18 protein-coding genes are annotated in these 21,109 nt (G+C 33.8%); 4 read left to right on the forward strand and 14 right to left on the reverse strand.

The window, feature by feature from the left end:
• The first annotated feature begins 137 nt into the window (after positions 1–137).
• Positions 138–1,238 (forward strand): hypothetical protein, encoded by a 1,101-nt coding sequence (locus tag Q0505_RS03665; RefSeq protein WP_299208934.1) that lies wholly within the window; start codon positions 138–140, stop codon positions 1,236–1,238.
• Positions 1,239–1,319: 81 nt separating this feature from the next.
• Positions 1,320–1,949, forward strand: coding sequence for a hypothetical protein (locus Q0505_RS03670; RefSeq protein ID WP_299208937.1), 630 nt, complete (start codon positions 1,320–1,322; stop codon positions 1,947–1,949).
• A gap of 90 nt (positions 1,950–2,039) precedes the next feature.
• Here the strand turns inward: Q0505_RS03670 and Q0505_RS03675 are convergent, their stop codons facing one another.
• The 9 genes from Q0505_RS03675 to Q0505_RS03715 all read right to left on the reverse strand — a co-directional run bounded on the left by Q0505_RS03675 (position 2,040) and on the right by Q0505_RS03715 (position 13,522).
• The gene (locus tag Q0505_RS03675; RefSeq protein WP_299208940.1) at positions 2,040–2,912 is read right to left on the reverse strand and encodes a hypothetical protein; all 873 of its coding nucleotides are present in this window, start codon (positions 2,910–2,912) and stop codon (positions 2,040–2,042) included.
• A 111-nt stretch (positions 2,913–3,023) separates the two neighbouring features.
• Entirely contained in the window at positions 3,024–3,761 is a 738-nt protein-coding gene (locus Q0505_RS03680; protein ID WP_299208943.1) for a LytTR family DNA-binding domain-containing protein, read from the reverse strand.
• A complete protein-coding gene (locus Q0505_RS03685) occupies positions 3,754–5,667 on the reverse strand; it encodes a histidine kinase (RefSeq protein ID WP_299208946.1) in 1,914 nt (637 codons plus the stop codon). The genes Q0505_RS03680 and Q0505_RS03685 overlap by 8 nt, the downstream gene beginning before the upstream one ends.
• Before the next feature lie 104 nt (positions 5,668–5,771).
• Entirely contained in the window at positions 5,772–5,978 is a 207-nt protein-coding gene (locus tag Q0505_RS03690; RefSeq protein ID WP_299208949.1) for a hypothetical protein, read from the reverse strand.
• Positions 5,979–6,285: 307 nt separating this feature from the next.
• On the reverse strand, positions 6,286–6,993 hold the full coding sequence (locus tag Q0505_RS03695; RefSeq protein WP_299208952.1) for a DUF4369 domain-containing protein: 708 nt from the start codon (positions 6,991–6,993) through the stop codon (positions 6,286–6,288).
• 50 nt (positions 6,994–7,043) lie between these two features.
• On the reverse strand, positions 7,044–8,294 hold the full coding sequence (locus tag Q0505_RS03700) for a DUF819 family protein (protein WP_299208954.1): 1,251 nt from the start codon (positions 8,292–8,294) through the stop codon (positions 7,044–7,046).
• Between the two features lie 79 nt (positions 8,295–8,373).
• Positions 8,374–10,566 (reverse strand): DUF5916 domain-containing protein, encoded by a 2,193-nt coding sequence (locus tag Q0505_RS03705; protein WP_299208958.1) that lies wholly within the window; start codon positions 10,564–10,566, stop codon positions 8,374–8,376.
• A 40-nt stretch (positions 10,567–10,606) separates the two neighbouring features.
• Positions 10,607–12,502: a peptidase M61 gene (locus tag Q0505_RS03710; protein WP_299208960.1), complete on the reverse strand. Its 1,896-nt coding sequence runs from the start codon at positions 12,500–12,502 to the stop codon at positions 10,607–10,609.
• A 72-nt stretch (positions 12,503–12,574) separates the two neighbouring features.
• Positions 12,575–13,522: an alpha/beta fold hydrolase gene (locus Q0505_RS03715; RefSeq protein WP_299208962.1), complete on the reverse strand. Its 948-nt coding sequence runs from the start codon at positions 13,520–13,522 to the stop codon at positions 12,575–12,577.
• Positions 13,523–13,650: 128 nt separating this feature from the next.
• On the opposite strand from Q0505_RS03715, the gene Q0505_RS03720 reads away from it, so the two are divergent.
• Entirely contained in the window at positions 13,651–14,427 is a 777-nt protein-coding gene (locus tag Q0505_RS03720; protein ID WP_299208965.1) for a S1/P1 nuclease, read from the forward strand.
• Between the two features lie 12 nt (positions 14,428–14,439).
• On the opposite strand, the gene Q0505_RS03725 is transcribed toward Q0505_RS03720, so the two are convergent.
• From Q0505_RS03725 to Q0505_RS03735, 3 genes are all read right to left on the reverse strand, one after another.
• Positions 14,440–15,315: an AraC family transcriptional regulator gene (locus Q0505_RS03725; protein WP_299208969.1), complete on the reverse strand. Its 876-nt coding sequence runs from the start codon at positions 15,313–15,315 to the stop codon at positions 14,440–14,442.
• 688 nt (positions 15,316–16,003) lie between these two features.
• Positions 16,004–16,606, reverse strand: a complete 603-nt coding sequence (locus Q0505_RS03730; protein ID WP_299208972.1) for an alpha-ketoglutarate-dependent dioxygenase AlkB — start codon at positions 16,604–16,606, stop codon at positions 16,004–16,006.
• Positions 16,607–16,619: 13 nt separating this feature from the next.
• Positions 16,620–16,970, reverse strand: coding sequence for a MauE/DoxX family redox-associated membrane protein (locus Q0505_RS03735; RefSeq protein ID WP_299208975.1), 351 nt, complete (start codon positions 16,968–16,970; stop codon positions 16,620–16,622).
• 283 nt (positions 16,971–17,253) lie between these two features.
• On the opposite strand from Q0505_RS03735, the gene rpsA reads away from it, so the two are divergent.
• Entirely contained in the window at positions 17,254–19,122 is a 1,869-nt protein-coding gene (gene rpsA, locus Q0505_RS03740; protein ID WP_299208978.1) for a 30S ribosomal protein S1, read from the forward strand.
• Positions 19,123–19,608: 486 nt separating this feature from the next.
• On the opposite strand, the gene Q0505_RS03745 is transcribed toward rpsA, so the two are convergent.
• Positions 19,609–20,262 carry a hypothetical protein gene (locus Q0505_RS03745; protein ID WP_299208981.1) on the reverse strand — a complete coding sequence of 218 codons (654 nt, stop codon included), beginning with the start codon at positions 20,260–20,262 and terminating at the stop codon, positions 19,609–19,611.
• A complete protein-coding gene (locus tag Q0505_RS03750) occupies positions 20,243–20,989 on the reverse strand; it encodes an OmpA family protein (RefSeq protein ID WP_299208984.1) in 747 nt (248 codons plus the stop codon). Before Q0505_RS03750 ends, Q0505_RS03745 begins: the two co-directional genes overlap by 20 nt.
• Positions 20,990–21,109 lie beyond the last annotated feature (120 nt).

Raw genomic sequence — 21,109 nt, forward strand, 5'->3', positions numbered from 1 at the left:
CAATTTAGCAGGATCTAATTCAGGAATATGATTTGGATGTTGAAAATACATATATATGTATATTTATACTATATGTATCATCACTAAAAAATTCCGCTTTTTCTGTGTTAAAAATATTATTTTTTCCCTTGTAAATTTTGTTTTCAAGTATTTTCAAAAATTTAGACACTCCTGATGAGCATCCTTTTGTACAAGAAACGAAGGAAAGAATAGCGGGTTTAAACGAAAAACGCCGTCAACTTTTAGAAAAAGTAAAAGATACTAACCAAGAGATTACAAAAGAAGTAAAAGAAGTATTTACGGGAGCTATGAAATACCTTGTTGATGCTTTTGAAGAAGAAGATGTAGATAGGAAAGAATTAATTTATATGAAAGGCTTAGATGAATATCCTAATGATGCATCTCTACATGGTGATTACGCTAGTTTTTTATATAATATTAAGAATTATGATAAAGCAGAAATATATTATAAAAGATCACTTGAATTAAATTCTGAAAATGCTATAACTAATGCAAATTATGCACTGTTTCTCGAAAATATTAAGGATTTTGATAAGGCAGAAAAATATTATAAAAAATCTCTTGATTTAGATTCTGAAAGTTCAGTCAATATTGAAAATTACGCAAATTTCCTCTTAGAAATTCGTAAAGATTATATCCAAGCTGATAATTACTATAAGAAAGCTCTTGAATTAGAGCCTAAAGACCCTATTTTCAATATTAATTATGCAAACTTTCTTACTTACTATTTAAAAGATTATGATAAAGCTGAGTTTTTTTATAAAAAAGCACTTGAATTAGATCCAGAAGAGTCAAATAATAACTCTAATTATGCATTATTTCTTGAGAGAGTTAAAAATCAATATGATCAAGCGGAAATATACTATAAAAAAGCACTTGAATTAGATGGTACTCATGCTATTAATACAGCTAACTATGCACATCATCTTATTATATCAAAACAAGATTTTAAAGAAGCTAAAAAATATATAAATAAAGCTTTTGAACTTGTAAAGGAAGAACTATTAGATGTATTTTTAGAACTCTGGTTTTATAGATACGCACATTATCCAGAGTGGCAAACACAAGCAGAAAAAGAACTAGAAACTTTATTAATGAAAGGGGCAAAATCTATTGCATGGAACTTTGATCCACATATTGAGATTGCTAAAAAGAACGGACATCCCAACCCCGAAAAACTACAAGAATTTGCAGATCGAATTTCTAAGATAGACTAACCAGTTTCGCTCTTTTTTACATAAGTCATTTTTTTTTCATTAATTAGCATTTCTTAACATGAATCAATTTGTAAAATAGCTATGAAAAAATTAATTTTTGCTTTCGTCCTTCTAGGAACATGTACGATACAAGCACAACTAAAAGGAATTACAGAAGTAGGAGACCAGGTATTTCTGTATAGCAATGGAACTTGGAAGTATGCAAGCGAAGTAGCAGCGAGTTCAACTACCGTAACTGTAAATCCTAAGCGGTTTGTAAAAGATGAAGACGCTACATTTCTTCTTAAAAGTACCAAAGTAGATATCGGTGTTTGGATAGATCCAACAGAATGGAGTTTTCAAAAATCACAAGATAATCCTGAAGCAGAATATGAATTACAATTAAAAGGAGAAGATTTATATGGGATGATTATTGCAGAAAAACTTGAGATTCCTATAGAAAACCTGAAGGATATAGCATTAGAAAACGGTCGAGAAGCTGCTCCCGATTTATATGTAGTACAAGAAGAATACAGAATAGTAAATGGGCAGAAGGTATTATTCCTACAATTGAATGGAACCTTACAGGGTATTAAGTTTACCTATTACGGATATTACTACTCCAGCCCAAGCGGTACTGTACAATTTATCACTTATACGTCACAAGGTCTTTTGAGTTCGTATATTGACGATTGTGAAAAAATCTTGAATGGCTTTGTAAAAGTTCAGTAAATAAGAGTTTTTTATAACTTAAGAATCTAACCTAACCAACTAGAGAATTCCCCATCTAATTTTTATTAGATGGGGAATTTATTTTTACGATTATTGTAGATATAATGTGAAATCAGTCACATTGATAGATATGTAGTTACAACCTACATTTTGGTCTCTATAAGGTCTTGCAATAATGACATTATAAAATGTGGTATTTAAGGAAGATAATACATTTGACCGAGCTGCCATATAGGAACTGCATAATGTTATTTTAGGCTTTTCTGGTAAAATTTCCCATCCTGGTCCTCCAGAAGTTTGAGTCGTTAACGGATGCGCACCTACGATGTAATTTTGTATATCTGGAGATCCTCCTATTGGAAATGGACCATTAGGTGGATCTCCGTACTCAATGCCATTAGGAATGTATAATTCTATACAATTTTCATTTGTAATTTGATTAATAAACGATGTAGCAAAACCTTCTGCCCAAACTTGATAATTTTGTGATGATTCAGGCATTTCAGGTGGTGGAGGATTATCACTTAACAATGCACTATTAGGAGGACGCTGTACTCCAAAGTTAGGCCTACAATCTCCAATGTAATATGCTAAAAACTGTTCCTTAAACGCTACTTTAAAGTTTGTATAATTAGATTGATTTCCTAATAAAGCCTGTATAGGAATCACTGTACCATACACAGCAATAGCATTATTTATTTCTGTCATAATACTTGAGTTTTGTCCTACGATAGTATTTGACTCCGCAAGTACCTCCGCCGTAATAAAAGCTGTCCATTCCATTTGAGACCTAAATACTTCAATATCGTCTTCTATTGTTCGTTGTGATGATTCTTGAGTAGCGGTAGACTCTTTCTCTTGAAGAATGATTGCAGTAGCTGTTGTAATTTCATTTTCTAAAACCTCTTCTGTAGTACATGATACCCATAATAGGATCACCATAAAACTTATGTATTTTTTCATATATATACTGTATTTTAAATACGAATGTATTTGATATTTCCTTTCTTACAAGTAGTATTGCGTTTAAGAAATAGGATGTTTAGTAAACGTGGCTATGGGTTTCGTAAGCGTTTATCCAAATAATGTTTTTAGCACTTCATTTTTCTTTCTACTCGAAATAGGGATTTTAATATCATTAGTAAGAATAAGAAAACCACTTTTGTCATAACGTTGCACATGATTTCTATTAACTACGTACGAGCGATGACATCGTATAAAATGTGATTGATCAAAAACAGCATCATAAAATTTAAGCGTACGAGCGACCATAATAGTTCCAGAAATAGTAAAAAAGGTAGTGTAATTACCATCTGCTGCACAATAATAAATATCTTCTTGTTGTAATACGTGCATCGCATCACTAGTGGAAACCACAATTTTTTCTATATATTTTTCAGAGTAAAATTGAGAAGCAATCACTCTAGAGTCTGGAAGGGTACTTCGCGAGGAGACAGAGTTGATTGCTTTTTGAATCCCAGCAACAAATTCGTCTTCATTAATAGGCTTCAAGATGTAATCTAACGCCCCTATCTTAATGGCTTGTATCGCATGCGTGTCATGCCCCGTAATAAAGATCAATGCAAAATCTTGATTGCTAATTTTTTCTAAAAGATCAAAACCAGAACCGTCTCCTAACTGAATATCTAGTAAGACAAGATCTGGTCGATGCGTTGTAATTTCTTTGATTCCAGAGGCAACACTATATCCAGTTCCTACAATGCTGATCACATCTTTAAAATGTGCTTCTAGGAGTTGTGAAATGTCTGCTCTAAAAAGCGGTTCGTCTTCAACTAAAACAACTTTAATCATTTGTATAAGATTTATAGGGGAGTTGAAAAGACACAATAACGCCTGTTTTAGTAGGTGTTGTTGTATTATCTTTAATGAGGACGGTTGTCCCTGTTTTTTTAGAAATAAAATCGGTTATTAATGCTATAGAAGCCGACTTTTTAGATCGTTCTTTCTGTTGGATACCTTTTCCATTATCTTCTATCGTGCAAAAAAGTTTTTTATGCTTTCGCGAAAGCGTAATTAGCAACACTCCCGTATAGGTACTATCTGCAAAACCGTGTTCGATGGCGTTTTCTACAAAGGGCTGAATAAGCATAGATGGAATATCGATAGTGTCTTCTGGCAGTTGGTTGTCTATTGTGTATGTAAAACGTTTAGGAAAACGTAATTGCTGTAATTCTAAATACTGTTCTATAGACTCAAGCTCGTCTTCTAAAGGAACATAGTTTGCCATAGAATTTTCTAAAACCAAACGTAATAGTTTTGAAAAACTATTCAAATATTTAATAGCGAGTACGCTATCTGTTTTGATCAAGCTCTGGATCGCGTACAACGCATTAAATGTAAAATGCGGATTCATTTGTGCGCGTAGTAACCGTTGCTGCATCAGCAGTTCTTTTTGTTCTTCTTTATATCGCCTGAATCCTATAAATAGGATTATTCCTAACAGTGAAATAATACCAATAGCGCCAACAATACCTCTAAATCTTTTTTTGTCAAAGGCTGCTTGCTGATTTTTGAGTTGTAATTCTTGTTGCTTCTCTTTTGCCTGTGTCAACGATACAAGTTCCTTTGAAAATTTTTCTCGATAGGCTACATCCTGATATTTTGTAATGGTATCTAAAAGTGTGATGGTATTTCCATAAGCTCCATTGGAAGCGAGTTGTAATCGCAATTGATACTTTAGCACGTTGCGTTGAAGGCTTTCTTCTAGGTTTTGAATCCCAATAGATGAGAGCGTGTCCAAATATTTTTTGGCTTCGTCGTATTGCTTTAAGTCTATGAGTACCTCAGTAATATTAGCATAGCCAACGGCGATCGTATTGGGAACATCAAAAGCATTCTTATCTAGCTTTTTCATCGCAGTAACTCCTTTTTGATATAAGGAGAGACTTTTTTCTTTATTCCCTTCAAAATACTGATATACGCCATAATTTGTATATAGTAATTGTGCTGTATTTGGGGTAAGCTCTTTAATAGCAATGAGACTGTCCAGCGTTGTAAAGGCTTGTTTTTTATCTCCTAAATATAGATAAGAAAGATGTGATCTGTCCAGTAAGGCTAGTCGTAAACGCTCTTTAAGAAAGACATTGGAGGGCTCTTGATCAACCATTCGAGTAAGAACAGCTATTCGCAGTTGATTGTTCTGTGCTGCTTTTTTATAATTACCAGTAGCTTCATGATTCACTTGCTTTAAATAATTGAGATGTACTAAGCCAATATCAAGACTTGGAGAAAGATGTTCTTCAAAATCTCTAGTAGTGGTAATTTGATTTCCTAGTTCTCCTTTTATTCTGTATAAATCCCAAAGTTTGTAATAGAAGACAGCTTCCTTTTCAGTATCAATAGGTGGTTTGGTATGCGCTATAGTTTTCTGAAAATATATGAGGGCAGCGTCATATTTTTTTTTGCTTACATAGGCATTTGCTATGTGTTCATAGTATACGGTTTTTATACTATCGGGAACTGTTTCTAAGCTTTTTACCGTTTGTAATGTGTAGATTTTATCTGTATTAGATAAAGTATCTATGTGCGTGAGAAGGTCTGTTAATTGATCTGAAGAATCAGCTTCTTTTTTTGTTTGCTCACAGCCCAATAATAGGCTTAGGATTAAGAGAAGTAGAAAATTTTTATACACAACGCTAATAGGCGTGCATATTTTTACTTTTAATACATAATAAAGGGGCGTATTGTCTAGAATCACTAACGTTAATTATTTCCTTAAAATAAACAAATAATTAATAATAGAAGTGAACACCGATCATAAAGTATAGACCTGATCGCAGATCAGGTCTATACGATCTTTAATTAAAATGGAATACAGCCAAAAGTGCCACATCTTCCAGGACAGGCACAATTACCAGGACTACCAGAAGCAAAACAGCGAGCCCCGTTACTTAATCCAGCACATCCTATTTGACATTCGATAAGAGTTGGAGTAATCCCGCCTTTAATTTCTTTTTGTTCAAGCGTACTAAGCGTACTTGCTCCTTTAAGATTCATTAATTTTTTCATAATACTAAACTATTAGGTTACTAATTATTACTACTATTTTAAAACATTCAGGTTGATGTCTTAAATGAAGTAGCTTATGTATCAAATTACAAGAAATAAATTCTAAAAAAAGGTACTAATGTGTAAACGCTAATAAATACTGATTAAACGTATTCGTCTGTTTAGTAAATGTTTAAGTAAGCATTGTTTTAAGTGGAATTATATAGAAAGAAATAATAGATGCAACGTTGCTTTAAAAATAACCTCAAAAAAAATCTACCATTTTAAAATAGCAGGATATATATAATAATGTATATAAAAAGAACTTTTAGTTTTGTTCTTCAGCTTTTCGTTCTTCGATCAGCTTTTCAAGTTGTTTTCCATATTTAGATCGCTGTATCTTTTTTGGAAAGCGATTGTATATCGTATCTAAAAATGTCACATTGGCATCAGGTATCTGACTCAACATAAGAAAAGGAGCCATTTCTAGACTTGCATGTGTAGACGCAAACTGTCCCGTATATCTATATTTAGATTCTAATAAGCGTTGTAATGAGTCGTCATATTTAAGAATATCTTCTTGAACTCCAGAAATTTGAGCCTCGTAAGATCCTTTAATAAGATCAAGGTTTTTATCATTAAACTTCTGGTTCATTTTTTGAAACTCAGTCCATCTCATTTGGTTTTCTGCACCAATAACTGCGGCAAAACCTTCAAAGTTTTTAAGAGATGTCGTTATATTCATTTCACCGGGTTCTGCAAAAAATAAAATACGATCATCATATCCTGAGCCGTCCACTTTATCTAGATGTAAATACATCACTTCTGGCTCTTCTATGTTAAGAGAAAATTCAAATTCTGGATCACCATCTACCACTATAGAATCTAAGTTAATCAACGCAGTATCTTGAATACGTTGTAAATAGAGTGTTCCTTTTTTAAGACCTTTTACGGTTCCAGAAACTGTAAAGTTTTTTGATTCTGAACAAGCGACTACTACACAAGCCAATAACAAAAGAGCAAGAAATCTTCTCATTAATTAGGTTTCAATTAGATCACAAAGATGCTATTATTTTTATTGAAATACTAGCTTGTCGCTGCCATTTCCATTAAAATTGTACACAATATCGCTCCGTAGGTTCCTACAACATATCCAAAAACGGCAAGCAAGACTCCAACACTAGCTAGTGATGGATGAAACTCAGCCGCTACCACAGGTGCCGATGCAGCACCACCAACATTTGCCTGACTTCCTACGGCAAGGAAGAAAAAAGGTGCTTTAATCAATTTTGCCACAAGAATAAGTAATCCAGCGTGAATTGCCATCCAGACAACACCTATAGCAATTAATCCTGGATTTTCAAAAATAGTGGTTAAATCCATTTTCATTCCGATGGTAGCCACAAGAATATAAATAAAAACACTCCCTAATTTACTAGCTCCAGCGCCTTCATAATTCTTTGCTTTTGTGAATGATAAAAGAATTCCTATAAGAGTTGCGATAGTAACCATCCAGAAGAATTTAGAGCCAAAAGATGCTAATGCTGAATCTTTTGGAATATTTTCAAAAAGTCCAGCCATACCATCTGCTCCCCAATGTGCGATTCCAACAGCTCCAAAAGCAAGTCCCATCATCACCATAAGATCAGATAAGCTAGGATTGCGTTTTACACTCTCAGCAAACGTAGATACCTTTTCTTTAAGCTCCGTAATCGCTGTATTATCGGCTTTGAGCCATTTGTCAATTCGGCTCGATTTACCAATACCTAGTAGTAAAATAGCCATCCATAAATTGGCAACTACAATATCTACAAGTACCATTCCTCCATATTTATCTGGATTATATTGATATATTTCCAGCATAGCTGCTTGATTAGCGCCACCGCCTATCCAGCTTCCAGCTAGTGTGGATAACCCACGCCATACGGCATCAAAGTCGGCTCCTCCAACTGTTTCTGGAGATACTAAGGAGATCAATAATATGGCAATAGGCCCTCCGATAATGATTCCTACGGTTCCTGTAAAAAACATCACTAGTGCTTTTACACCTAAGTTTGCAATGGCTTTTAAGTTGATACTTAATGTCATTAAAACTAAGGAAGCAGGTAATAAATATCTTGACGCTACAAAGTACAATTGCGATGACTTATCGCTTATAAGTCCAAAAGAATTAAAAATGGCAGGAATTAAATAACACAATAATAGTGCAGGAATTACTTTATAAAAGGTACTCCAAGGTCCTGACTTTTGGCTTGAGGTATAAAATACGCCAGCTAGAGCAAGAGCAAGAAGTCCAAAAACAATGGCATCGTTTGTAAAAAAAGCGTGTTCTTCCATAGGTGTTTGTAATAAAATAGATGATTTCTAATGATTCTTTATACGCTTTCGCGAAAGCGTATTTAGCAAGACAATATACTTATAAATATAACCAATAGGTCACTTTTAGATTAAGAGAACGTACGCGAGGTGCAAAAACAGTATCTGTAAAGTAATTGTCATTATAGACTAAGAAAAGGTCTGAAAGGGGTGCAAAACGCCATTGAAGCCTCGAGTTGATGCTGAAGTTGTCTTGTTGCGAACTGTATTGAATAAAGGTCGCCCAGAAAACAGATTTATTAAAAGTAACATCAATACGAGGGCCTAGTAACCATAGGTTTTCTGTAGCAAAAGGAGCGGGTAAGGAAATGTGGTCAAATCTCGCATCTATCGCAAGATTAAAATAAGGTTGTAATCTGTAGTTGATATCTCCTCGCACAGAGACAATGTTTCCATTAAAAAATTGTCCTCCTGAAGGTTGTATAGTGTATGAAAATATTTTTCTTCTATCTGATTGATATCGCAATTCTACATTGCTATAGCGATACTCTGTATTTGCCGCTAGGGGAGTCCCATCAGATCTAGAGGGGTCAAACTCGTCAAAAAGGAAGACATAATTATTAGTAATATTAGCACTAAGTTGTGCATTATTTTTAAACTCAGCATCCCAACTTGTTTGGAAGGTATAATCAGAATTAAAAAAATCGAGTGTAGGTCGCCACGTAATGATAGGCGTAAAGGAAAAGATATGTCGATTTATTTTTCCTTTATTTGGGAATAATAAATATTCTACCTGTGGGTCTATTTTTAAAATATCAGTACGAGGTATGAATCCTAAATCTGATTGAAAATTATCTCCAATAAAAACACCACTACCGCGTACACGCCAGTTTCTACTATTATATTGTAAACGGGCACCACCAGAATAGTCATCGTCTTCTAATTCAGGTGTAAAGGATTTATGAAAATATACTTTTCCGTTCCAAGAATTATCTTCATTTGCCAAATTATAGTCTACACCTACCACACGATTATATTCTTCGTCAGAAGTAATAAAAGACTCGTCACTCGTATTTTGCCTGTTTACAAATAGAAAACTAATATTTGATCTACTAAAGAGTTTGTGCTGTAAAGCAACAACACTGTTATTATTACTTCCTATTTCATTAGTGGCATCAGTAGCGGTTTGGATATTTAAAATCCCAATACGTAGATCATTAGAGAGTTTACCGCTTAATCTAGCACCTGCAATGATATCATTTTGAATGGTCTCGTCGTCTGCATTTCTGGCAATACCAATCCGACGAGAAAAGAACGGGTTGGCATCTCTGGAATCTCCAAAATCTGCAAAGAGATCACTATTTTCTATAAAGAACTGCCGCCGTTCTGGAAGGTTGATTTCAAAACGTGTTAAGTTGGTCACTTGCTGATCTACTTCTACATTTGAAAAGTCAGGGTTAATGGTGGCATCAAGATTAAGGCTATTACCAATGGTCAATTTTGCATCACCCCCCACACCAAGATCAAAGGAATCCTCTCCAGTTTCATAGTCTTTTCCTACAAGTGTATTGATATAAGGAATGATAGAGATCGGACTTTTGGAGTTTCCTAGTGGTTTTTCAAAAACCATATCGCCCATGTAGGCAAGATTAAATATAAATTGGTTTTGTGGAATGTTTGTCCAAGTATTTCGCTCGTTTCCTTGGGTATCAAATTGGTAGGAATTAAAACGCCATCTTGTTTCGCCTTCGCGAAATTTGAATGCGGAAAACGGAATTGCCCATTCGCAGATATAATAAGTATCATATTGAGTAGTTTCTCCTACCCATTTGGTATCCCAACTCGTTGTAAAACCTCGTAACTCAGTACCGCCTCCAGAAACTAAGGCTTCTCTCAACACGCCTTCTGGATTAGAACCAAAGAGGAAAGCATTGGTACCATCATTAAATGTATCAAACATCAAGGTGACATTATCACTACCTCCAGCTCTAAAATCACGACGTAAGGAAGGAACAATAAATTCTTTTCCAATGGTGTAAATTTTAATACCTACATACAGTTTTTCATCATCGTATAGAAATCTAATTTCTGTTTGATTTTTTGCTTGAATGGTATCGGTAGGGAAGTATTGCCAGAACTCTTTGGCAGGAGCTGCTTGTTCCCATACCGCCTCTTCTAATTTTCCATCTATTTTGATCTCAGAATCGATGTATTTTACAAAAACTTCTTTATCTTGAGAAAAGGATAAATACGTAGTTTGTAAGATGATTAGAAAGAGTAATTTTCTTTGCATGAAAACAAATATATACTTAATACTTTGTTAACATAGTTTTTTATGATCCTTTTAACCAACTCTGGCGAAGCCTTAATTCGGGTCCTTCTGTAAAGTATTGTAATTCAGTAATAGTCGCTTTATTTATGATAGGAGTGTTGGTTTTTCCTGTTAAGACCATCTCTTGACCATCTCTTTCTATAGTAAAGCTAATCGCATCTCCTTCTTTCCAAGCGATTGATTGTGTTATAAGATCGTATATGTTTGATACATCATATTCAGTTCCATTCACTGCCTTTATTACATCCCCACCTTGTAAACCTATCTCATTAAAAAAGGAGTGAAGTTCAATACCAGGTCTCACAAAAATAGTATTATCTGCTTGAGAAGCATCAATATAAGGCGTTCTTGTTTCTAAGTCTAAAAAGTACTGTGTAGGAACTCTTAGGGTGTTGTATTCTAAGCCTACTTTATCAAAGAAAGCACTATAATTAATAGGGATAGTACCTATCACATGCTTTTCAAAAAATTCTCCAATAGCTGGATATGTCATTTCTGTTATTTGTGGTATAATAGCTTGATCCTCAAATGGACGATTAGGTCCATAACGATCTGTGAGTTCTTTCATAACACTTAATAAACTTCTTTCTCTATTGCTTTTTTCACGTATTAAAATATCCAAACACATCGCAATAAGTGCCCCTTTTGCATATACATTTCCATAATTAGAGGCATACGGCTCTTCCAAAATATTTTGGCTCATTTTAGTAAATGATAAAGAGTCATCATAGCTTTTGGAAGCTGTGATTTTACCAACGATGGTATTATAAAATTCTGCATTAGTAACAAGCCCTTGTTGTACTTGGAAATGTTGGGCGAAATATTCTGTAATTCCTTCATACATCCATAAGTGCATGCTCATTTCTGGATCATTGTATTTAAACTTATGAATCTGTGTCGAATGTAAATTTAATGGGGTTACAATATGAAAAAATTCATGAGCTACAACATCTATTATAGCAGCATCCATGGCTTCTTTAGGTAACATTTCTGGTAAAACAACTACCGTAGATTTATGATGCTCTAGTGCTCCAAAGCCTTGTGCATCATCTGGACCAACCGTACTTAGGTATAACAATATACTATAGCGATCTGTTGTATTCATAGTACCTAAATATGCCTTTTGAGCTTTCATCATATTCTCAATATTTGGTCTTAGGGTTGAAGCTTTTATAATATTGTTTGGGCTATATACACTTACTTCTATCGTAATACCCTCTATGACAAAAACCTCTTTATTAGGTGTGTTGTACATAATAGGATTATCAATCACTTCAAAGTAGCGTTTTGCTAGATAACTGTCTATTTGTTGTGGGTTTTCAAAAGTTGCTTTTGTGTAGTTTGCGTTTTTTTGAGAAGATAGCGATGTAGTTGCTTCTATATTTTTTGGTCTATTGATATCTATTTGATAGGTAAATTCTTCTTGATCTTTTATATATCCTACAAGCCCATGGAGATTAAGTAAAAATTGTTCATCCTTTTTAAAATTGGTTCCTGACGGAGAAAAAATATCATGTTCAGCTTCGATATCATAGGTATCGTTCACTTTATATTGAATATACTCAAGCTTACGAGCGTCTTCAATCAGCCAAGTATTAGGAGAGGTTCTTTCTACCTTTAATTTGGATCCTGTTTTAGAAAACACTTCCAAATCGTCTACATACTTACCATAATCATCATCAGAGTAGGTGCCAGGAACAGTTTCAGGAATATAAAATGTAATAGCATCTGCGGTTATGGTACCAGGTTGAATACGTACGTTTACTCTGTCATCTGATACGTTAACTAAATCTATAGCGACTTGTACTGTAGTATTTTTTGAAACGGTGAGATCTTGTGTAGACCCACAAGAAATTAGAAACGCAATAATAAGGATGTAAAAAGAGATCTTTTTCATAAATGAATTTTATAAGAATGTAAAAATAAGGAAAGCGTTGTTTATTTATGTAGCTGATAAGAAAGACTTACATCAGTTACTTATAAAATTTGTAATAACCTCTATAAGTTCTTTAGAAATAGGGCGTCTAGATTCGTTATAAGATTTTGTATTTTCTAAACCATCTGCTCCTTCTATGATACGTAATACATGATTCATATTTTCAATGAGTACCAATGTTGCATCAGGTTTGGCATTTTTAAGGGCTTCAGCTTCTTTAGTATCGACTTGGATGTCATTAGTTCCATTGACGATTAAGACAGGTACTTGTAATTTTTTAATTTCTTGTGTAGGGATGTATTGCATCCAACTAGCCATAAAGGGCTGTGTTTCTTTTCTAAAAATAGATGCTAATGCTGGGCTATAATTTTTTACTTTTCCTGTTTCTTTTAATTCGGTAAAGGCTTCTTTGGCTTTTTCTGTAAGATCGGGCATTTGTAATGCTATCTGACTTAAAATCGTCTGATCTATTGCTTGTCCAGGTCCCGCTAAAGAGATATAACCAGCAATATTTGATTGTTGTGCAGCAATCATTCCCACCAATGATCCTTGACTATGACCTATAATATAGATGTTTTGATATCTATTTTTAAAATAGGTAACTGTTGCTAAAGCATCTTCTACAAAATCATCAAAACGTAATTTTTCTTCATCTAAGGCCCCTTTTTTTAATAAGGTAAGCACGCGCTTATCATATCTAAAAGTAGCGATACCTGAAGCGGTTACCTTCTCGGCTAGTAAACGTAAGGAGTTGTTACGTGTTAATTGTTGATTACCATTTCGATCTGTAGGCCCAGAACCCGGAATGATAATGAGTAAGTTCTCTGTTTTCTCTTGAGGTTGTAATAGCGTTCCGTATACAAACTGATTTATTTTAATGTCTCTTTCGGCAGCAGTATTTTGTGTAAATACAGTGTTATTTTGTGTCAACCCAACGTGTGAAACTAAAAAAACAAGTGTAAATAAATGTACGTATTTCATATAATAACGATTAAAGTCTTACCTATTTGTAAAGGTACGAATTATGTATGGGTGAAAATGAATCTATTCTTGGTACTACTATAACAGGATGTCTTCATTTTCATTGTATTTTTGAAAAAAAATAAATCATGAAACTTATTATCATCACATTCTTTTTATTAAGTAATTCTTTGGTACAAGCTACTGGAATCGAATGGGGGAAGACTGGACACCGAACCACCGGAGCTATCGCCGAACAGTATCTTTCGCGAAAAGCCAAAAAAGAAATAAAAAAATTACTAGATGGGCAATCATTAGCCATAGTGTCTACGTATGCAGATGATATAAAGAGTGATGATGCATACAGATCTTATGGACCTTGGCATTATGTAAATGTTCCTTTTGATAAGACCTATGACACACATTCTAAAAATGATAGAGGAGATATTATACAAGGAATTACCAAATGTATAGAAGTCATTAAAGATGTAAATAGTTCTAAGGAGGACAAGGCTTTTTATCTGAAGATGCTCATTCACTTTATAGGTGATTTACATCAACCTTTGCATACAGGAATAGGAGATGATAAAGGAGGTAATGATTTTCAAGTACAGTGGTTCAGAGATGGTACTAACTTACATAGAGTTTGGGATACACAAATGATAGAACACTATAATATGTCCTATTCAGAACTAGCGACCACCATGCCAAGATTGTCAAAAAAACAAGTAGCACTTTTGCAAAAAGGAACTGTAAAAGATTGGATGGAAGATAGTCGGACACTGGTAAAAGACATCTATAAGAATACAAGCAAAGGGGAGAAACTGGGATATAATTATATGTACCAATATTTTGATCCGTTGCGTTCTCAATTGCAAAAAGGGGGAATACGTCTGGCAGGATTACTCAATGAGTTATTTGGATAGGGCTTTATAGTGTTAAAGATCGTTGATCTCTTTCAATACGTTGCTCTTATATTTTTTAGGAGTCATATTATTGTATTTTTTAAAAATACGAGTAAGATGACTTTCATCTGTAAAACCTAATTGATACGCAATTTCAGATACTGTAAAATCAGTATTTTTTAATCTGTATTTGATGAGATGTAATTTATACATCAATATATAATGGTGTATAGATTCTCCTGTTTTTTTCTTAAAGTATAAACTTATAGCACTATTGGTCATATTAAAGTGAGAAGCTAGGGCGCTTACTTTCATGAGGTTATTTTCATATACGTGTTGTCGTATATAAGATAAAATTTGATCTATCGTAGTAGGCGTATCTTCTTTTGAAGCCTCCTTTATAGGCTGAAACTCTCTTGTAATATTTCTTGCAATGATGCTTAAAGTCGTACTGACCATATTAGAAATATTATGTTTGTAAAATTCTTTTTTAGAGGTATATTCTTGAATAATAACATCGTGAATATGCCATATAAGGGTACGATCATTTTCTTCTTTTATAATATCTCCTGGTAAAAGATTAGGATGGTGTATGATCCTTTCTATACGATGTAACCAGTAAGATCTGTCAGGAAGATTCATTTTACTAGAAAAGAGTAATTCAGTAAATTGGAAGTAACAGAAAGTCGTTTCTTCCTCTATCTCAAAATGATGTTTGTCTTCAGGGGCGACAAGAAAAATGTCACATTTTTCATAAGAAACGATAAATTCATTTATATAATGCTTTCCTACTCCTTCTTCTATAAAAATGATTTCAAAGTAATTCCTTGGCTCTAGATCTTTATAAGTGCCACTTTTATTAAACTTTTTTACTAGGAATGTATCGTGTAAACTAAAACTCTTCGTCATGATGTTTTTGATTTTTACAATATTGTTAATATTCCTTCTTCTTACGAAAACGTTTTAGTTCTGTTAATTATCAGTAAGTTACGAATTTTGTACAATTTTTAGTGAAAAATATACAAGAATTACTATGCGTGCTTAGTATAATTTTGCACCCGGTTAATAAAGTGATTTTCATGAGATTTGAGGTGCTGTCACATATAGTTATAAAGTTTGCTATAGGATTATTTATGCTAGCACAATCCATATATCATATCGTGATATATGATTCATACATTTCTAAATTAGAAGTGTATTTAAAAAGTACTGAAGTATTGGATAACACTCTTTTTTACTTGACAGCACCTCTTTTTCCTTTTATAGAATTTGCTTTAGGCCTGATGCTTATGCTAGAAATTTATTATAGAGAAATAATTATGATTGTGGCGTGTATATTTTGCAGTATCACTCTGATCTATTTCTATACAGACTTTCCAATAAGCCGTTCATTGATGATGTTATTGGTTTCCCTATTATCTATATGGCTTTTTGTCAATAGATTTTATATAAATAAACGTAAAAATTTTAGCTACTTGTAAAATTCCCCAACGTATATATCTTAATTACGATATATACAAGACGATCTAGGACAAATTTCCCCCAATATATGATGTATGTTGTTTTGTCCTAGATCTTTTTATAAAACGGATGGCTTTCACCCCTTGATGGTCCGGAACGTAAGATTTATTCTTGGTTCTACAAATTTTGAAGTTTTTGGTACTTGATGTTGCCAGTTATGCTGTGTAGCGTCTTTCATAAGTAATAAACTCCCATGTTCCAGTGACATAGAGTGAACAGAAGACTTTGCCTTTTTACCCCTGAATTTAAATACCCTGCTTGCGCCTAGACTAATGGAGGCAATAGTAGGGTTTTTGCCTAATTCTTTTTCATCATCAGCATGCCAGCCATTGCTATCTTTTCCGTCTCTATAGAGGTTTAATAAGCAGGTGGTAAACTCAGTTTTTACCAATGTTTCTATTTTCTTTTTTATTTCGCTTAAAGCGAAAGTAAACGGCTTAGGATGCATTGTAATATTAGAATAGGAGTAAGGCAGGCTATTACTTGCGTATAATGCCGTAAGTCGTGGTTGTGGATATACTTTTCCAAACACTTTAATATCGTCTTGTTGCCAAGGTGTATCCTTATATAGGGTCTCATAATAATGAGACGCTTCCTCTGGGCTTAAAAAATCTGGATAATACATAACGTCTGCTCCAGGCAGGTCTAAGCGATAAGGTTCTGACGGAAATAATGACATCTTAAAATAGGATTTAAAGGTAAAAGTACGCCCAATACATCAATCCAAACTGAAGTAAAAACCGAAACCATAATACAGGTTTTGGATATTTTTTATGAAACTTCTCATCTACAATCATATACCAGTGTATCACTAAAAATATAATAAGCATAGCGATAATACCCCAGATCGCATACCTTCTCGTTTCTTCAAAACAGAGACCAACGCCTAAAAGAATTTCTGCAAAACCACTCAAATACACCATCTTTAATCCCGCAGGAATATATCGAGGCATCACACTTAAAAAAGCTTTCGGTTTTATAAAGTGCATACAGCCTATAAGGATGTACATAATTGCCATTAAATAAAGATGCCATGGAGTCATATATGTTACTTTTAAATAATTTTTAAAGTTAAATCTAAATATTCAAATGATAAAGCAACAATTTAGTTTAGTTTTCTTTAGTAACGTCTTTGAAAATCAGAAAACAATACGTACTTTTGCACTCCTTTTTGGCAACCTTTAGAAAGCCGTCAATGAAGGTATTTATAAAACGAAAAAAACCCTTTTACGGTTTTGAGGTTTAAAGAGCTTTCGCGAAAGCGTAAAATACAAAAACCCCACTGGCGAAGATTGTTTATAATCAGACCGGTGTAACTTTTAGCAAATGGCTGAAAAAACAACAAAACAGGAACTTGACGCTGCTGAGGCAGGTGTAACTGAAACTCAAGTTGCTGAACAAGTAGAGAAAGCGCAAGCTTCAAAAGCAGAGCAATCTCCTGCTCAAGAAAATCCAGAACAATTTCTTAAAGACTTTAACTGGGAAAAATACGAAGAAGGTATTGACGTTGTAGATGATAAGCAACTTGAAGAATTTGAAGCGCTTGTAGCTCAAAATTTTGTAGACACACTTAATGATGAAGTAGTAGAAGGAACTGTGATTAGTATTACAGATCGTGATGCCATCATTGACATTAATGCAAAGTCTGAAGGTGTAATTTCTCTTAATGAGTTTCGTTACAATCCAGACCTTAAAGAAGGAGATAAGGTAGAAGTACTTATTGATGTACGTGAAGACGCTACTGGTCAATTAATACTTTCTCACCGTAAAGCTCGTGTGATTAAAGCATGGGATCGTGTAAATGCAGCTCACGATGAGGGAACTATCGTAAACGGGTTTGTAAAAGCACGTACTAAGGGAGGAATGATTGTTGACGTTTTTGGAATCGAAGCATTCTTACCAGGATCACAAATAGACGTGAAGCCTATCCGTGATTACGATCAATATGTAAATAAAACAATGGAATTCAAGGTTGTGAAAATCAATCACGAATTTAAAAATGTTGTTGTATCTCATAAAGCGCTTATCGAAGCAGATATCGAAGAGCAGAAAAAAGAGATCATCGGGCAGCTTGAGAAAGGACAAGTACTTGAAGGTGTTGTTAAAAACATTACTTCATACGGTGTATTTGTTGATCTTGGAGGTGTTGATGGACTTGTCCATATTACAGACCTTTCTTGGTCTCGTATCAACCACCCGAATGAAATCGTTGAGCTTGATCAGAAACTAAACGTTGTAATCCTTGATTTTGATGAGGATAAAACACGTATCCAATTAGGTCTTAAGCAACTTTCTAAGCACCCTTGGGATGCTTTAAGTGAAACACTTAAGATTGGAGATAAAGTAAAAGGTAAAGTAGTTGTTATTGCAGATTACGGTGCATTTATCGAAGTAGAAGAAGGAGTAGAAGGATTAATACACGTTTCTGAAATGTCTTGGAGTACACACTTGCGTAGTGCACAAGATTTTGTAAAAGTAGGAGATGAAGTAGAAGCTGTAGTCCTTACTTTAGATCGTGATGATCGTAAGATGAGTCTTGGTATTAAGCAATTAGCACCAGATCCATGGACAGATATTACTTCAAAATACCCTGTAGGATCACGTCACGAAGGTGTGGTACGTAACTTTACAAACTTTGGAGTATTCTTAGAATTAGAAGAAGGTATAGATGGATTAATCTATATTTCTGATCTTTCTTGGACTAAGAAAGTAAAACATCCATCAGAATTCTGTGCTGTAGGAGATAAACTAGAAGTAGTGGTTCTTGAGCTAGATGTAGAAGGACGTAAGTTAAGTCTTGGTCATAAGCAAATTGAAGAGAATCCTTGGGATAAATATGAAGCTGACTTTGGCGTAGGTACAAAGCATACAGCTAGTGTTACAGAGATTGTAGATAAAGGTGCAACAGTAACGTTTAACGATGATATTACTGCATTTATTCCTACACGTCACTTAGAGAAAGAAGATGGTTCTAAACTAGGAAAAGGAGAAGAAGCTGAATTCCAAGTAATCGAATTTAATAAAGACTTTAAGCGTGTTGTAGCATCTCACATGGTGATCCATAAGGAAGATGAAGCAAAAATAGTTAAGCAAGCTGCTAAGAAAGCAAAAGCACAAGCAGATGAAGCAAAACCAACTTTAGGGGATGCTAATGATGCTCTTGCAGCTCTTAAAGCTAAAATGGAAGGTAAATAATCTATATTCTTTTTAAGAATAAGAGGATTTCTTCTAATATTATAAAACCCATCATAAGATTCTTATGATGGGTTTTTTTATGGATTTTAATTAAAATTGGCTAGTTTCAATAATCTCTTTCTTTCAAAAGGATCAAAGGCTAGAACTACAAAGCTTACTTCACAAATAAAGAAATAATCTTCTGTTGAATGTCTTGCAAATCAGTTGCAGAATCTTGATGCTCTTTAATGTTTGGTAGTTCTCGTTTTAATAAAATCACTAACAACTTTAGGAAAGCACACGCAGAAAGAATAAGTTTTTAAAAAGCTAATATCAGAGAAGAATGAGAGTAGTGTGATTGCAATTAAAAATATAATAGAAAGGTAAAGAGAACGAAGTCTGGTTCACCTCTTTTCTGTCTATCTTAATCACTTTTAAAAGATTCATAACATCCTTTAGTATTGTAATGTGTGGTATTGTAGAGGTGCTTACTTAAAGATAGATTTTCTAATCAATCTTCGTCATCTTTTTTTTTACATCTTCAGAAGATGAAATCGATGGTTTAGTATTTTCAAATTTAAGTTGTAGTGCTTTTGAAACCCAGCGATCATTTTTAATACGATCAGGAAAGAATTTGATAAGCTTTGTTACAGCAGCGATATCTTCTTCCGTAAAATTGCTAATCTGATCAAATGTAAAGATCCCTAGATCATTGAGTTTTGTTTCTGTATATGGACCTATACCTGTTATCTTTTGAAGATTATCTTTGTTCTCTGCACTTGCATATCCGATCCGATCAAAATTAATTTTTACGATATTGGCAGCAGCATCTGTACCTTTGGTAAGTACATCTTCAGAAAATGCTCTTTTTTGAAAATTAACTTGTTCGTATTCTTGATCCATGCGATCTTTACGATGGTTAGATTTTCTATTTTGGTGTTCGTTTTCTTCCTTTAGGTCTTGTATTTCTTTTTTAAGAAGATCAATGTCATTACTAACCTCTTCTTGACTTACTTTATGTCGATAACGCTCGTAGAGTGTAGCGCCAACATACCCAATGGTAAAAGCACCAAGCATCATCACAAAAGCCTCTATATAAGCTATGGGAATAGATATGGTATCTTGAGCTGCAAGTATGTTATTAATCAACAATAATCTCAATTCTATTATTTTTTTCGCGTCCCCAGACACTGGTGTTAGCTTCTATAGGGTTAGATTCACCTCTGGATATAGCAGATATTCTTGATCTTTTAATTCCCCTTTGGGTGGTAAGATACCATTTTATTTGTCTTGATTTTTTTAATCCAATCCTAAAATTATCTTCTGCATTTCCTACATTATCTGTATGACCAATGATAGTCACTTTTTTATCTGGATTTTCTATTAATATTTTTTTTAACTCCGTAGCATAAGCAATAATCGCTTTGTCTAATATAAGGTCTGTATTTGCGTACTGTGGATAGAAAATTTGAGAAGTAGCATTTGGGTTTTTATTTAGAACAACTTCTTTTTTATATTCAATAGCGGGTTCATCTTTATCTATATCTATCGTATCACTAATCGCAATAGATTTTTTAATTTCAGCTGCTAATAATTGAGAATCTCCTGTGGTATTATCACTTATATAGATATCATTATTAATACTATCATAAGAAGATTCAGAAGTAGTTGTTGTATCTGTAGAGATTTCACTAGAAAGAGAATCAATTTCTGTAGTTTCAGTCTCGGTGTACGTCATTTTAGGAAGGGAATTAGTGTCCTTTTTTTCTACAGAAATACGTTCAGCAGTTTCTACAGGAATATCTTTGCTTTCCTTTACGTGTATATAGTATATTCCAGCCGTAGCCCACAATAGAAATATAAAAAAAGTACCCCAAAAACCTTTCATTTACTGTTTTTCCCCAAAGTGATGTAAGTGATTACATATCAAATTTACTAAAAACTTTCCACTGTTAAGTAAATATTAATTTGTGTTATACACTTGTTTTTAACAAAAAATAGAATACTT

The organism is uncultured Dokdonia sp. (assembly GCF_937910895.1).
In the GTDB taxonomy this organism is placed as follows: Bacteria; Bacteroidota; Bacteroidia; order Flavobacteriales; family Flavobacteriaceae; genus Dokdonia.

Bases quoted from the DNA above. Each gene is read 5' to 3' on its own strand.
- Q0505_RS03670 (WP_299208937.1), top strand. From the start codon at position 1,320: ATGAAAAAATTAATTTTTGCTTTCGTCCTTCTAGGAACATGTACGATA.
- Q0505_RS03675 (WP_299208940.1), bottom strand. From the start codon at position 2,912: ATGAAAAAATACATAAGTTTTATGGTGATCCTATTATGGGTATCATGT.
- Q0505_RS03680 (WP_299208943.1), bottom strand. From the start codon at position 3,761: ATGATTAAAGTTGTTTTAGTTGAAGACGAACCGCTTTTTAGAGCAGAC.
- Q0505_RS03690 (WP_299208949.1), bottom strand. From the start codon at position 5,978: ATGAAAAAATTAATGAATCTTAAAGGAGCAAGTACGCTTAGTACGCTT.
- Q0505_RS03695 (WP_299208952.1), bottom strand. From the start codon at position 6,993: ATGAGAAGATTTCTTGCTCTTTTGTTATTGGCTTGTGTAGTAGTCGCT.
- Q0505_RS03700 (WP_299208954.1), bottom strand. From the start codon at position 8,294: ATGGAAGAACACGCTTTTTTTACAAACGATGCCATTGTTTTTGGACTT.
- Q0505_RS03705 (WP_299208958.1), bottom strand. From the start codon at position 10,566: ATGCAAAGAAAATTACTCTTTCTAATCATCTTACAAACTACGTATTTA.
- Q0505_RS03710 (WP_299208960.1), bottom strand. From the start codon at position 12,502: ATGAAAAAGATCTCTTTTTACATCCTTATTATTGCGTTTCTAATTTCT.
- Q0505_RS03715 (WP_299208962.1), bottom strand. From the start codon at position 13,522: ATGAAATACGTACATTTATTTACACTTGTTTTTTTAGTTTCACACGTT.
- Q0505_RS03720 (WP_299208965.1), top strand. From the start codon at position 13,651: ATGAAACTTATTATCATCACATTCTTTTTATTAAGTAATTCTTTGGTA.
- Q0505_RS03725 (WP_299208969.1), bottom strand. From the start codon at position 15,315: ATGACGAAGAGTTTTAGTTTACACGATACATTCCTAGTAAAAAAGTTT.
- Q0505_RS03730 (WP_299208972.1), bottom strand. From the start codon at position 16,606: ATGTCATTATTTCCGTCAGAACCTTATCGCTTAGACCTGCCTGGAGCA.
- Q0505_RS03735 (WP_299208975.1), bottom strand. From the start codon at position 16,970: ATGACTCCATGGCATCTTTATTTAATGGCAATTATGTACATCCTTATA.
- rpsA (WP_299208978.1), top strand. From the start codon at position 17,254: ATGGCTGAAAAAACAACAAAACAGGAACTTGACGCTGCTGAGGCAGGT.
- Q0505_RS03750 (WP_299208984.1), bottom strand. From the start codon at position 20,989: ATGAAAGGTTTTTGGGGTACTTTTTTTATATTTCTATTGTGGGCTACG.